Annotated in this window: 10 protein-coding genes; 4 read left to right on the top strand and 6 right to left on the bottom strand. The window is 60.5% G+C overall.

The window, feature by feature from the left end; genetic code table 11:
• Nucleotides 1–4 precede the first annotated feature (4 nt).
• From AC1D19_RS03325 to AC1D19_RS03315, 3 genes are all read right to left on the bottom strand, one after another.
• Nucleotides 5–1,216, bottom strand: coding sequence for a nitrate/nitrite transporter (locus AC1D19_RS03325; RefSeq protein WP_477752610.1), 1,212 nt, complete (start codon nucleotides 1,214–1,216; stop codon nucleotides 5–7).
• Nucleotides 1,217–1,549: 333 nt separating this feature from the next.
• Nucleotides 1,550–2,125, bottom strand: coding sequence for an ANTAR domain-containing response regulator (locus tag AC1D19_RS03320; RefSeq protein WP_108218906.1), 576 nt, complete (start codon nucleotides 2,123–2,125; stop codon nucleotides 1,550–1,552).
• Between the two features lie 15 nt (nucleotides 2,126–2,140).
• The gene (locus tag AC1D19_RS03315) at nucleotides 2,141–3,352 is read right to left on the bottom strand and encodes a CmpA/NrtA family ABC transporter substrate-binding protein (RefSeq protein ID WP_477752611.1); all 1,212 of its coding nucleotides are present in this window, start codon (nucleotides 3,350–3,352) and stop codon (nucleotides 2,141–2,143) included.
• A gap of 228 nt (nucleotides 3,353–3,580) precedes the next feature.
• Between AC1D19_RS03315 and AC1D19_RS03310 the strand changes: the two genes are divergently transcribed.
• Nucleotides 3,581–4,600, top strand: coding sequence for a quinone-dependent dihydroorotate dehydrogenase (locus AC1D19_RS03310; RefSeq protein ID WP_477752612.1), 1,020 nt, complete (start codon nucleotides 3,581–3,583; stop codon nucleotides 4,598–4,600).
• Nucleotides 4,601–4,759: 159 nt separating this feature from the next.
• Here the strand turns inward: AC1D19_RS03310 and rmf are convergent, their stop codons facing one another.
• A complete protein-coding gene (rmf, locus tag AC1D19_RS03305; RefSeq protein WP_150745412.1) occupies nucleotides 4,760–4,975 on the bottom strand; it encodes a ribosome modulation factor in 216 nt (71 codons plus the stop codon).
• A 529-nt stretch (nucleotides 4,976–5,504) separates the two neighbouring features.
• On the opposite strand from rmf, the gene rlmKL reads away from it, so the two are divergent.
• Together rlmKL and AC1D19_RS03295 are read left to right on the top strand one after the other, a co-directional pair.
• Nucleotides 5,505–7,775 (top strand): bifunctional 23S rRNA (guanine(2069)-N(7))-methyltransferase RlmK/23S rRNA (guanine(2445)-N(2))-methyltransferase RlmL, encoded by a 2,271-nt coding sequence (gene rlmKL / locus AC1D19_RS03300; RefSeq protein ID WP_477762387.1) that lies wholly within the window; start codon nucleotides 5,505–5,507, stop codon nucleotides 7,773–7,775.
• Nucleotides 7,776–8,003: 228 nt separating this feature from the next.
• Nucleotides 8,004–10,403 (top strand): sensor domain-containing diguanylate cyclase, encoded by a 2,400-nt coding sequence (locus AC1D19_RS03295; RefSeq protein ID WP_477762386.1) that lies wholly within the window; start codon nucleotides 8,004–8,006, stop codon nucleotides 10,401–10,403.
• 135 nt (nucleotides 10,404–10,538) lie between these two features.
• Here AC1D19_RS03295 and dacB read toward each other — a convergent pair whose 3' ends face one another.
• Nucleotides 10,539–11,999 carry a D-alanyl-D-alanine carboxypeptidase/D-alanyl-D-alanine endopeptidase gene (gene dacB / locus AC1D19_RS03290; protein ID WP_477752616.1) on the bottom strand — a complete coding sequence of 487 codons (1,461 nt, stop codon included), beginning with the start codon at nucleotides 11,997–11,999 and terminating at the stop codon, nucleotides 10,539–10,541.
• Between the two features lie 234 nt (nucleotides 12,000–12,233).
• On the opposite strand from dacB, the gene AC1D19_RS03285 reads away from it, so the two are divergent.
• The gene (locus AC1D19_RS03285; protein ID WP_007971486.1) at nucleotides 12,234–12,578 is read left to right on the top strand and encodes a YggL family protein; all 345 of its coding nucleotides are present in this window, start codon (nucleotides 12,234–12,236) and stop codon (nucleotides 12,576–12,578) included.
• Nucleotides 12,579–12,720: 142 nt separating this feature from the next.
• Here AC1D19_RS03285 and AC1D19_RS03280 read toward each other — a convergent pair whose 3' ends face one another.
• Nucleotides 12,721–13,911 (bottom strand): benzoate/H(+) symporter BenE family transporter, encoded by a 1,191-nt coding sequence (locus tag AC1D19_RS03280; protein WP_477762385.1) that lies wholly within the window; start codon nucleotides 13,909–13,911, stop codon nucleotides 12,721–12,723.
• Between the last annotated feature and the right edge of the window lie 198 nt (nucleotides 13,912–14,109).

Below are 14,109 nucleotides of genomic sequence, written 5' to 3'. Positions count from 1 at the left end.
GTCCTCACACCCGTGCTGCGGTGACGGCGGCCGAACCCCAAGTGGTTCTCCAGCGACGTTTCACACCGTGCAGACCGAACCAGGCAAGTACACCGAGGCTTGCGAACAACCACAAGGCCAGTTGATAGCTGCCGGTGCTTTGTTTGATTGCGCCCATGCCGGCGGCCAGTGCGAAGCCACCGATGCCGCCGGCCATGCCGATCAGGCCGGTCATCACGCCGATTTCCCGGCGAAAACGCTGGGGCACCAACTGGAATACCGCGCCATTGCCTGCGCCCAGACCGAGCATGGTGCAGACGAAAAGCGCCAGTGCGGCGTAGGAGCTCGGCAGATTGAAACCCACTGTCGCAATGCAGATCGCCGCCACGGTGTACATCGCCAGCAAGGTACGAATCCCGCCAAAGCGATCCGCCAGCGCGCCGCCCAGAGGACGCATCAGGCTGCCACCGAACACACATGCAGCAGTGTAGTAGCCGGCGGTCACCGGGCTCAGGCCGTATTGGTCGTTGAAGTAGCCGGGCAGGGCACTGGCCAGACCGATAAAACCACCGAAGGTCACGCTGTAGAAAAACATGAACCACCAGCTGTCGCGGTCACCCAGGGCCTTGAAATAGTCAGACACAGACTTGGCTTTCGGGCGCTCGGGTGCATTTTTGGCCAGCCAGGCGAAGACGATCAAGGTCAGGATCAGCGGGATCAGGGCGAAGCCGAACACGTTGCTCCAGCCAAACATGGCGGCCAGTACCGGGGCAATCAGTGCGGCGAGCACAGTGCCCGAGTTGCCGGCACCGGCGATGCCCATGGCTTTGCCTTGGTGCTGGGGCGGATACCATTGCGAGGCCAGCGGCAGGGCGACGGCGAAGGACGCACCGGCCATGCCGAGGAACAGGCCCAGCAACAGCGCTTGCTCGTAACTGTGAATGCCGACTTTCCAGGCGACGAACAGGGCGCAGATGACGATCACCTGGCCGATTATCCCGGCGGTTTTTGGCGACAGGCGATCAGCCAGCAGGCCCATCGCAAAGCGCAATACAGCCCCGGCCAGAATCGGCGTGGCAACCACCAGTCCCCGTTGCTGCGTCGTCAGGTGCAGGTCGGCAGCGATCTGTACCGCCAAAGGACCGAGCAGGTACCAGACCATGAAACTCAGGTCGAAATAGAGGAAGGCTGCGAACAATGTGGGTGTATGGCCGGATTTCCAGAAGCTTGAATTCATTGCGCACCTCAGCTGTGAAGAGTCTCGAAAGGAGTCATGAGCTTGCAGGTGGGGCGCCGATACGGCCGCACCACCGGCCCCGTGCTGTGGGGCCAAAACGAAAAAACGCCGCCACCCGATTCGCCAGGGGCAAATGAGGTGCGCGACGTCTTTGTCGTAGGTGGGGCAACCGCCGTTGGTTACCTGTGGTGATTACCTAGCCAGATCTGTGCCATATCGGAAATGTGCGTAAAGCAAAAAAGATCGTCCGAACGCGGCCCGAGCCTTCGGCAGCTCCTACGGGGTGCACACATTCCCCTGTAGGAGCTGCCGAAGGCTGCGATCTTTTGTTGTTCAACCCAATAATTCGCTCATGGCAATAATCTGCTCCGCCACTTGAATCAGCTTCTGCTGTCGGCTCATCGCCTGGCGGCGCATCAGCGTGTAGGCTTCTTCCTCGTTGCAGTCCTTCATTTTCATCAGCAGCCCCTTGGCCAGTTCGATGCGCTTGCGCTCGGCCAGTTGCTGGTCGCGGGCTTGCAACTGGGCACGCAAGGCCTGATCGCTTTCGAAGCGTGCCATGGCCACATCGAGAATCGGCTGCAGGCGTTGTGCGTGAATGCCTTCGACGATGTAGGCACTGACTCCGGACTTGATCGCCTGTCGCATCACACCGGGGTCGTGTTCGTCGGTGAACATCACTATCGGTCGTGGCTGGTCGCGAGTCACCAGCACCACTTGTTCCATGACATCGCGACCCGGTGACTCGGTATCGATCAGAATCACATCCGGACGCACCGTTTCGACGCGTTCGGGCAGGTCGATGGTCAGGCCGGATTCATCGATCACTTCAAATCCGGCTTCGGTCAAGGCGGCCTTCAGGCGTCCGACTTTCTTGGCGGTGTCGTTGATCAGCAGGATACGCAGCATGTTCGTGGTCTCCTGTCAGCGGCTGGCGGATCGATGGGAGCTGTCGCTCATGGCGTGCAGTTTGAAACTGCGGGCATAACCGGCCGGGTCCGAGCCGTCCCAGATCTTGCCGTCGATCAACTGGCTGCTGCGCATTTCCTCAGCTGGTGAGGCGACGCCGACGGCACTGGCGGCCTCACGGTAGAGGTCCAGTTGCTGGACCTGCCGGGCCACAGCGAGATAGTCCGGGTCATCGCGCAACAAGCCCCAGCGGCGGAACTGGGTCATGAACCACATGCCGTCGGACAGGTACGGCAGGTTGACCTCGCCATCCCCGTGCAAGCGCAGTGCGTGCGGGTCTTGCCAGCGATGGCCAAGGCCGTCGGCGTATTCGCCCAGCAGGCGCGGTTCGATACAGTCCAGTGGCGCGTCAAGGTACTGATCGGCACTGAGCAATTGTGCGGTACTGCGGCGATTCTCGGTGCTTTCTTCGATGAAACGGCTGGCCTCCAGAACCGCCATCACCAACGCCCGGGCAGTATTGGGGTATTGCTCGACGAACGCGCGGGTGCAGCCGAGGACTTTTTCCGGATGATCGGGCCAGAGGGTCTGGGTCGTGGCCAGGGTGAAGCCGAGGTCCTGTTGCACGGCGCTGGCGGACCAGGGTTCGCCGACGCAGAACCCGTCGATACGCCCGGCTCGCAGGTGCGCGACCATTTGCGGTGGCGGCACCACCACGCTGTCGACATCCTGCAATGGGTGAATGCCCTGGCTGGCGAGCCAGTAATACAACCACATGGCGTGGGTGCCGGTTGGAAACGTCTGGGCGAAGGTGAGTTTTGAGCGAGTTTGGTGCACGTGCCGATCCAGTGCTTCAGGACTGGTCACTCCAAGCGCCTGCAAGCCGCGGGACAGGTTGATGCTCTGGCCGTTCTGATTCAGGCCCATCAACACAGCCATGTCGGTCGCGGCCACGCCACCGATGCCCAGGTGTACGGCATAAATCAGACCGTAGAGGCTGTGGGCGGCATCGAGTTCACCGCTGACCAGTTTGTCCCGCAGGTTGGCCCAGGACGACTGACGCTTGAGGTTCAGGGTCAAGCCGTGGGGTTGGGCGAAGCCCTGGGTGGCGGCGACCACCACCGAGGCGCAGTCGCTCAGGGCCATGAAGCCGAGATTGATTTCGGTTTTTTCCGGGGCATCGCTGCCATTGACCCAGGCCAGAGGGTCGGCTGACGTTTCGTTCATCGCGTGTTCACCTTGCAAAAAAAACGTCGTCCCGAGTTCTTGCGTGAGCAGGCCGGGGACGACGCCATTGTCTTTGCACACATTCGGTCGTTGGCATGGGTGCTGGTGCCCAGAGTGGTGCAAGGCATATGCCATTATCTGTTGATTTGATTACGCGCCTCGCTTGCCACCCCGTTGCCCGGCTATAATCGCCGCCTCAATTCGCCGCCAATCGAGTCAAATCCGCCCATGTACACCCTGGCCCGTCAGCTGTTGTTCAAACTCTCCCCGGAAACCTCCCACGATCTGTCCCTGGACCTGATCGGCGCGGGCGGGCGTCTTGGGCTCAACGGCTTGCTGTGCAAGGCCCCGGCGAAGATGCCGGTGAATGTCATGGGCCTGGACTTCCCGAATCCGGTGGGACTGGCCGCCGGTCTGGACAAGAACGGTGCGGCCATCGATGGTTTCGCCCAACTGGGTTTCGGTTTTGTCGAAATCGGCACCATCACGCCGCGTCCGCAGCCGGGCAACCCGAAGCCACGCCTGTTCCGTTTGCCGGAAGCCGAGGCGATCATCAATCGCATGGGTTTCAACAACCTCGGCGTCGATCACTTGCTGGCTCGCGTGGCAGCGGCCAAGTACAAGGGCGTGCTGGGCATCAACATTGGCAAGAACTTCGATACGCCGGTCGAGCGTGCCGTGGACGACTACCTGATCTGCCTGGACAAGGTTTACGCCCACGCCAGCTATGTGACGGTCAACGTCAGTTCGCCGAACACGCCGGGCCTGCGCAGCCTGCAATTCGGCGACTCGCTCAAGCAGTTGCTGGCCGATCTGGCCGAGCGCCGCGCGGAACTGGCATTGCGTCATGGCAAACATGTACCGCTGGCGATCAAGATCGCGCCGGACATGAGCGACGAAGAAACCGCACAGGTTGCGCAAGCGCTGATCGAAACCGGAATGGATGCCGTCATTGCGACTAACACCACCCTGAGCCGCGTAGGCGTCGAAGGCTTGGAGCATGGTGACGAAGGCGGTGGTTTGTCCGGCGCACCGGTTCGCGACAAGAGCACCCACACCGTGACAGTGCTGGCATCGGAACTGGGTGGTCGGCTGCCGATCATCGCTGCCGGCGGCATTACCGAAGGCAAGCACGCCGCAGAAAAAATCACCGCAGGCGCGAGCCTGGTGCAGATCTACTCGGGCTTCATCTACAAAGGCCCGGCGCTGATTCGTGAGTCGGTAGACGCCATCGCGGCCCTGCGCTGAGGGCTACTTGAAGGGCTTTTTTGTGGCGGTGTTTCTGGCAGGCATAAAAAAGGGCTCCTTTAAAGGAGCCCTTGGGCCGGAGCCCGCCGTCCGGATGGGACGCGCATGGTTAACTCGGTACAAAATCAGATTGTCGTGTCGGAGTGTTGTGCCCTGTAATTAGCCGACGGCGTGAAGTTCGTTGAGTTTGTGGATTCCCGCAGTGCCGGTCATACCGTCCCAGTTGTCGCCGCGTCCTTCTCGCCAGCCGTTGATCCAGGCTTGACGTACCGACGGTAGAGTAAAGGGGCAAAGCTCACGGGATTTACCACCAACGCCATATTGATATCCGCGCAAAAATGCTCTTTCCAACGGATCACGCTTAAGTCTTCTCATAGGGTGTTGCCCTCACTTGTTGACTGTATTTATCGCGTCGACCTCAATTGAGGTCTGGCAGAAAACTCTGCCGTTGGGGGCTCGTTGCCGGCGTGACGAGCCAAGGTGTTGGCGTCATTGCAGCGCCAACCTGTATTGAGTTCTAACCAATGCGTCACATCGAGGGAATGATCGTTTTGTCATAAGGACGTAACTGTTCATGTGCTAACGCCATAAGTAACAGAGCGTTTGTAGCGTATTTATTGGCCAAACCCCGGTATGATCGGCCCTGCGCTGGATGATGGGCTTAATCCTTTAGTGAGAATGGCTCCCGTTGCCGGGAAGCACTATTCGACGAAGGGTCGATTTATGACATTTTGTTGCATCAACTTTTTTATCTGTCCTTGCATCTAAGCTCATTTAACCCGGGCAGCAGGGGTGGAACGGCACACCTTCGTGCCACGCGGGCGCTCTTCGAGAAAAGCGCCTGATTGAAAACCGGACCGGCAATGCGTTGCCCGGTCACTCAGCTAAAGGTTCTGGAATTCCCATGTCCGATCGTTTCGAACTCTTCCTCACTTGCCCAAAAGGCCTTGAAGGCCTGCTCATCGAGGAAGCCGTCGGGCTTGGCCTTGAGGAAGCGCGGGAGCACACCTCTGCCGTGCGCGGCATGGCCACCATGGAAACCGCTTATCGCCTGTGCCTGTGGTCGCGCCTGGCCAACCGCGTGCTGCTGGTGCTCAAGCGTTTTCCGATGAAGGACGCCGAAGACCTGTACCACGGCGTGCTGGACATCGAGTGGCAAGACCACATGCTCAATGACGGCACCCTGGCCGTCGAATTCAGCGGTCATGGCTCGGGCATCGACAACACTCACTTCGGTGCGTTGAAGGTCAAGGACGCCATCGTCGACAAGCTGCGTACTCCGCAAGGCGACCGTCCGTCCATCGACAAGCTCAACCCGGACCTGCGCATTCACCTGCGCCTGGACCGTGGCGAAGCCATTCTGTCCCTTGACCTGTCCGGTCACAGCCTGCACCAGCGCGGCTATCGCCTGCAGCAAGGCGCGGCACCGCTGAAGGAAAACCTCGCGGCCGCCATCCTGATTCGTTCCGGCTGGCCACGTATCGCGGCCGAAGGCGGCGCGCTGGCCGACCCGATGTGCGGTGTCGGTACCTTCCTGGTGGAAGCGGCGATGATCGCCGCCGACATCGCGCCGAACCTGCGTCGCGAGCAGTGGGGCTTCACCGCCTGGCTCGGTCACGTCCCGGCGCTGTGGAAAAAACTGCACGAAGAAGCTTCCGAACGTGCAGCGGCCGGCCTGGCCAAAACACCATTGTGGATTCGCGGCTATGAAGCCGATCCACGGCTGATCCAACCGGGTCGTAACAACGTCGAGCGTGCCGGCCTGAGCGAGTGGATCAAAATCTACCAGGGTGAGGTCGCGACTTTCGAGCCGCGCCCGGACCAGAACCAGAAAGGCCTGGTGATCTGCAACCCTCCATACGGCGAGCGTCTGGGTGACGAAGCGAGCCTGCTCTACCTCTACCAGAACCTCGGCGAGCGCCTGCGTCAGGCCTGCCTGAACTGGGAGGCGGCGGTGTTCACCGGTGCGCCGGACCTGGGCAAGCGCATGGGGATCCGCAGCCACAAGCAGTATTCGTTCTGGAACGGCGCCTTGCCGTGCAAGCTGCTGCTGATCAAGGTGCTGCCGGATCAGTTCGTCACCGGCGAGCGTCGTACTCCGGAACAGCGCCAGGTCGAGCGTGAGCAAGCTGCTTACGATCAGGCGCCGAACGAACCGCAAGAACGCAAGTTCAACAAAAACGGCAACCCGATCAAACCGACGCCGGCACCGGCTCCGGTGATCGAGCAGCCGCGCCTGAGCGAAGGCGGGCAGATGTTCGCCAACCGCCTGCAAAAGAACCTCAAGACCCTGGGCAAGTGGGTCAAGCGTGAAGGCATCGACTGCTACCGCGTGTACGATGCCGACATGCCGGAATACTCCATGGCCATCGACCTGTATCAGGATTGGGTCCACGTCCAGGAGTACGCCGCGCCGAAATCCATCGATCCGGAAAAGGCCTCGGGGCGCATGTTCGATGCCCTGGCAGCCATCCCGCAGGCGTTGAACATCGACAAGAGCCGCGTGGTGGTAAAACGCCGCGAGCGTCAGAGCGGCACCAGGCAGTACGAGCGCCAGGCGGCGCAGGGCAAGTTCGTCGAGGTCAATGAAGGCGGCGTGAAGCTGCTGGTGAACCTCACCGACTACCTCGACACCGGTCTGTTCCTCGACCATCGGCCGATGCGCATGCGTATCCAGAAAGAGGCGGCGGGCAAACGCTTCCTCAATCTGTTCTGCTACACCGCGACGGCCAGTGTGCATGCGGCCAAGGGCGGCGCGCGCAGCACCACCAGTGTCGACCTGTCGAAAACCTATCTGGACTGGGCGCGGCGCAACCTGTCGCTGAACGGTTTTTCCGACAAGAACCGCCTGGAGCAGGGCGATGTGATGGCGTGGCTCGAAGCCAGTCGTGACGAGTACGACCTGATCTTCATCGATCCGCCGACGTTCTCCAACTCCAAGCGCATGGAAGGTGTCTTCGACGTGCAGCGCGACCAGGTGCAACTGATCGACCTGGCCATGGCGCGACTGGCGCCCGGCGGCGTGTTGTACTTCTCCAACAACTTCCGCAAGTTTGAACTGGAAGCCAATCTCGGCGAGCGTTATGCGGTCGAGGAAATCACTGCCCAGACCATCGATCCGGATTTTTCCCGCAATGCCAAGATCCATCGCGCCTGGAAAATCATGGCTCGCTAAATAGCTGTGTTGATTCACTGTAGGAGCGAGCTCTGCTCGCGATGGTCGATGACGATAACGCGTGCCTTCTGGAGTCACGCGGTACTCTTGCTACCATCGCGAGCACTCGAGCGTCGACCGGCTGCTCCTACAGGATCCCATCAGTGCTGGTCAAATTAGTGGCTAATAGCTATAACTCAACTCTAGGCCAAAGGGCTTTCCCGCACCTGGCGTTTTGAGTTGTGTTTTATGTCGTTGCACGCCGTGCGCCCCAAGATCCTGGGTTTTATCAGCGAAGATGCGTCGGCCTGGTTGGTCGCGCTGCTGGTATTGCTGGTCGGCGGGGTGCTCACCGGGTTGCTGGCGTGGTCGACACTTAATCTGTTTCACCATCAATTGCGGCAACGTTTCCAACTGCTGGCCAGTGAACGTTACAGCCGTATCGAAGAGCGTTTCGAAGATCAGGAGCAGCGCCTCGACGGCCTGCGCCGGTTTTTCGCCAATTCCGATTCGGTGTCCCGAGCGGAATTCGACGGCTACACCCAACCTTTGCTCCTGCGAACCCAGGCTTATTCCTATGCCGAACGGATCACTCGTGACGAGCGGTCGGCGTTTGAGGGGCGAGTGCGTGACGAAGGCTTGAGCAGCTTCACTCTGAGAGAGCTCAACGCCGACGGCCAATTGCAACTGGCCGGCGAGCGAGATGAGTACGTAGCGGTCCTGTATAGCCAGACGCAAAGCAGACTCGGTTCTCCCCTCGGTTACGACTTGCTGGCCCAGCCGTTGCGGCGTGCCACGCTCGATCGGGCCGATCAGCGTGGTGGCATGGCGGTGTCGCAACCGATGCAACTGGTGAGTATCGAGCCGGCTTATGCGCGAGGCGTGCTGCTGGTCGCGCCGGTCACGCAACATAACAGTCAGGAACACAAAGCCACGAAACCCTACGGTTATGTCATGGCAGTGATCAGCATGCGCCAGTTGCTGGCGGACGGACTGCCGGAAGCGAGCCGTGACTATCTCTCGGTGCGCATCCTCGATTTGTCGACCGACGAGCAGCACGAGGTGCTGTTCGAGTCGGCCAACCCGCCGGCTATCAGCGAGTTGTCCGCCACGCGCCTGTTGCGCATGGCCGACCATGACTATCAAGTCGATATCCAGCCCAGCGACGCGTTCTTGCAGGCCAACCATTCCTCCGTGACCAGTCTGGTGGTGTTAGGTGGTTTGCTCAGCGTGTTGCTCAGTGCCTTGCTGTATGTGCTGGTCAGTCAGCGGCAACGGGCGCTGAAACTGGTCGAGCAACGCACCCGGGAGCTGCGGGATCGAGAACAGGAGCTGCGTCGTACCCATGGTCAGTTGCGTGGCGTGCTGGATGCCGCTACCCAGGTTGCGATCATCGCCACCGACCTGCGTGGCGTCATTAGCACCTTCAACGCCGGTGCCGAGCAGATGCTCGGCTATACCAGCGCCGAGGTGGTGGGGCACATGACCCTGGAAAACCTGCACCTGCCCCGGGAACTGGTCGCTCGTTCGGCGGAGTTGAGCGCACGCTATGGCAAGCCGGTTCCAACCTGCCACGCGATGCTGGTCGAAGGCGAGGTGGAGGGCAACCACGAGGCGCGAGAGTGGACGCTGGTGCGCGGCGATGGCAGCCATTTGATGGTCAACATGCTCGCCACGCCAGTGCTCGACGAACAAGGCCTGTGGGTCGGGCACCTGGCGGTGTGCATCGACATCACCGAACGCAAACGGGTCCACGAGGCACTCGCGGCGCGGGACCTGTTGTTGAAGAAACTCAGCGCCCACGTGCCCGGTGGCATCTACCAGTTCAAGATGGAGTTCGACGGGCGATTCAGCGTGATCTACGCCAGCGACGGCATTCGCGAGATCTACGAGCTGGAACCTGACGTGCTGCTGCAAAATGCCGAGGCGATTTTCACCCGGATTCACCCCCAGGACACCACACGGGTCCGCGCCTCGATTCGCGCCTCGGCCGACACCCTCAGCCCGTGGCGCGAGGAATACCGCGTGCAATTGCCGCAACGGGGTCTGCGTTGGGTGCGTGGCGAGGCCACGCCGGAGGAGCTGCCCGGTGGCGGCGTGCTGTGGCACGGCTACGTCTCGGACATTTCCGATATGAAGCGGGTGGAGGAAGAGTTGCGCGCGTTGTCGGTCACCGATTCGCTGACCGGTATCCACAACCGGCGCTATTTCCAGGAGCGCTTGACCACCGAAATGGCCCGGGTGGAGCGCGGCGGTGGGGATCTGTCGGTGATCATGCTCGATATCGACCATTTCAAGCGCATCAATGACCTGCATGGCCATGCCATCGGTGATCGGGTGTTGCAGGCAGTGTGCGAGCGGATCGGTCACCGGCTGCGTCGCACCGATGTGTTCTGCCGCCTGGGCGGTGAGGAGTTCATGGTGCTGTGCCCGGATATCAGCGGCGAACATGCCTACGTGTTGGCCCTGCAATTGTGGCAAGGCTTGCGCAGTTCACCCATTGAAGGTGTCGGTACGGTCACCGCCAGTTTCGGGATTGCCAGTTGGCGGGTCGGGGAGGGCGCCGATGCCTTGCTGTTGCGCGCGGATTCGGGGGTGTATGCGGCGAAGCAGGCGGGAAGGGATCGAGTAGAAGAGGAAATGAACTAGAGGGTGCACGCAATCCCTGTAGGAGCTGGCTTGCCAGCGAAGACGATTTGTCATTCAACATTCATGTTGACTGAACGGCCGCATTCGCTGGCAAGTCGGAACGCCGCATCGCAGCTCCTACAGGTTCGTGATGCTCTACAACACCGAAGCCGTCTGCGGCATTTTCGGTTGGCGGTACAGGTCCAGCAGCACCTGATCTAGCACCGAAGAGGCGCCGAACGGGGCCTTGTCGTTGAGGATCGCCACCACCGCCCAGGTGTTGCCGTTGACGTCGCGACTGAAACCGGCAATCGCCCGCACAGTGTTCAGGGTGCCGGTCTTGACGTGGGCTTCACCGCGCATGGCAGTGGTCTTCAGGCGTTTGCGCATGGTGCCGTCGGTGCCGGCAATCGGCATCGAACTGATGTACTCGGCGGCATACGGGCTGTGCCACGCAGCTTCGAGCATCGAGGCCATTTCCCGGGCGCTGACGCGCTCGGCACGGGACAGGCCGGAGCCGTTCTCCATCACCAGGTGCGGCGCGGTGATGCCCTTTTTCGCCAGCCACTGACGCACGACACGCTGGGCGGCCTTGGCGTCGTCACCATCGGCATCGGTACGGAAGCGTTGACCGAGGCTCAGGAACAACTGCTGGGCCATGGTGTTGTTACTGTACTTGTTGATGTCGCGGATGATTTCCGCCAGGTCCGGCGAGAACGCCCGGGCCAGGACCTTGGCGTCTTTCGGTGTAGGCGCCAGCACATCCTTGCCCTGAATACTGCCACCCAGTTCCTTCCAGATTGCGCGGACGGCGCCAGCGGTGTAGGTCGCGTGGTCGAGCAGCGACAGGTAGGTCTGCGAGCTGCAGCCTTCACCCAGTTGGCCACCGACCGTCACGGTCACGCTGCCATCGGTCTGTGCCACCGGGTTGTAACGCACGCCACCAGTGCATTGCTTGGAATTGAGGGCCTTGACCTGGTTGTCGATGCGGATGGTTGCAATCGGCGGTTCAACCGAGACCAGCACCTTGCCCGAATCATTGCGTGCGACAAAGCGCAGCGCCTTGAGGTTGACCAGCAGCGAGTCAGGTTTGACCAGGAACGGCTTGTTCTCGTCGTTACCGTCGTCATTGAACTCCGGCAGTTGCGGTTGTACGAAGAAGGTTTTATCCAGCACCAGGTCGCCGGTGACCTGGGTCACGCCGTTGGCACGCAGGTCGCGCATCAGCAGCCAGAGTTTTTCCATGTTCAACTTCGGATCGCCGCCACCCTTGAGGTAGAGGTTGCCGTTGAGAATGCCGCCACTCAAGGTGCCGTCGGTGTAGAACTCGGTTTTCCACTGGTGGTTCGGGCCGAGCATTTCCAGGGCCGCGTAGGTGGTGACAAGTTTCATGGTCGACGCCGGGTTGACCGACACGTCGGCATTGAACACCGTCGGGGTGCCGGGACCGGTGAGCGGGATCATCACCAGCGACAGGGCGTTGTCCTGCAACTTGCTGGCTTTCAGGGCTTTTTCAACGTTGGGCGACAACGCGGTATTGATTGGAGCGGCGGAAACGGAGAGGGCCAGTGGGAGAAGAAAACCGGCCAACAGCAATGGACGCAAAGATTTGATCATCTGAAATAAAACCCTACAGCCGAGGGGAAATAAGGTGAGGGCATGGAGATAAATTCCCTCAATGGTCATGAAAGTGTCGGCATTATGCCCCAAGGTGTCACCACTTGGGCCGTGCGTGGGCATTTGGATCGGCTATTTTTTTACCGACGGTAGGCGTGGTGGCCCAGAGAGTCAGGCAATCGGCGGCTTAAACTGCTAAAGTGCCGCCCGTTATTACTTAAGAGGATTGTTCCAATGGCGACTAACCGTTCCCAGCGTCTGCGCAAAAAACTGTGCGTCGATGAATTTCAAGAGCTGGGTTTCGAACTGAACCTGGATTTCAAAGAAGATTTGGCTGATGAAGCCATTGATGCTTTCCTCGATGCGTTCCTCAAAGAAGCCATGGAAGCCAACGGTCTGGGTTATGTTGGCGGCGACGACTACGGTCTGGTTTGCCTGCAGAAGCGTGGCTCGGTCAGCGCTGAACAGCGCGCTGCCGTTGAAGCCTGGCTCAAAGGCCGCACCGAGCTGACCAGCGTTGAAGTCAGCCCGCTGCTGGACGTCTGGTACCCGGAAAAGCCGATCAATCCGGTAGCTTGATGTTCTAAAAAAACGGCGACCCAAGGGTCGCCGTTTTTTTTGCGAAGATTGAAAGGTCGCAGCCTCGTTTCACTCGACAGCTCCTACAGATGTACGCATATGCTTGTGTAGGAGCTGCCGAAGGCTGCGATCTTTTGCTTTTTCAGGCCTTGCGCCAATTCAGAATAACCAACGTCAAACCCCCCGCGACAATCCCCCAGAACGCCGAACCGATGGAAAACAGCGTCAGCCCCGATGCCGTGACCATGAAGGTGATCAGCGCTGCTTCACGTTCCTTCACTTCGCTCATGGCGATGCTCAAGCCGTTGATGATCGAGCCGAACAACGCCAGCGCCGCAATCGACAGCACCAGTTCCTTGGGCAGCGCGGCAAACAATGCTGCGAGCGTCGCGCCGAACACCCCGGCGATCCCGTAGAAAACCCCGCACCAGACTGCTGCGGTGTAGCGTTTGTGGCGATCCTCATGGGCGTGCGGTCCGGTGCAGATCGCCGCGCTGATCGCCGCCAGATTGATCCCGTGGGAACCGAACGGTGCCAGCAGCAAACTGGCGATGCCGGTGGTGGTGATCAGCGGCGAAGCGGGCACCGTGTAACCATCGGCGCGCAATACGGCGATGCCGGGCATGTTTTGTGAGGTCATGGCGACGACAAACAGCGGGATGCCGATGCTGATGGTCGCGGCCAGGGAGAAGTGCGGCGTGGTCCAGACCGGCGTGGCCACTTCCAGGTGGAAACCGCTGAAGTCCAGCAGCCCCATGAAGCCCGACAATGCCGTGCCGATCAGCAATGCAGCCAACACCGCATAGCGTGGCGACAGGCGCTTGACCACCAGATAAGTGACAAACATCCCCAGTACCAGGGCGGTGCGGTTTTGCGCTGCGACGAAAATCTCGCTGCCGATCTTGAACAGGATCCCCGCCAGCAGGGCGGCGGCCAGGGATGCGGGAATCTTTTTCATCAGCCGTTCGAAGCTGCCGGTCAGCCCGCAAATTGTCACCAGCACCGCGCAGGTGATGTAGGCGCCGATGGCTTCGCCGTAGCTCACGCCGCCCAGGCTGGTGATCAGCAGCGCGGCGCCGGGGGTCGACCAGGCAATGGTGATCGGCGTGCGATAGCGCAGGGACAGGCCAATCGAGCACACCGCCATGCCGATCGAGATGGCCCAGATCCACGAAGAAATCTGCCCGCTGCTTAGCCCTGCGGCTTGCCCGGCCTGGAACATCAGCACCAGGGAACTGGTGTAACCGGTCATCATGGCGATGAAGCCAGCGACGATGGCCGAGGGCGAGGTGTCGGCCAAAGGGCGGAGCTGCGCGTGCGTGGCGTCGTTCATGACGGTGGTGTTCCTTATAAGGATGAAAATATCCGAAATCCTGCTCGCCCCTGTAGGAGCTGGCTTGCCAGCGAAGGCGTCCTCAAGGTTTGCACAAAGCCCGAGGACGCCTTCGTCGGCAAGCCGGCTCCTACAATGGATCTGTTCAACCCACGGATTTCGGGTTTAAGCCTAAACTCAAAAGTAACCAGGCGTTGC

Source organism: Pseudomonas sp. P1_C12 (genome assembly GCF_056406435.1).
Note: the sequence above shows the minus strand (reverse complement) of the source record. Positions and strands in the feature narration are given on the sequence as shown.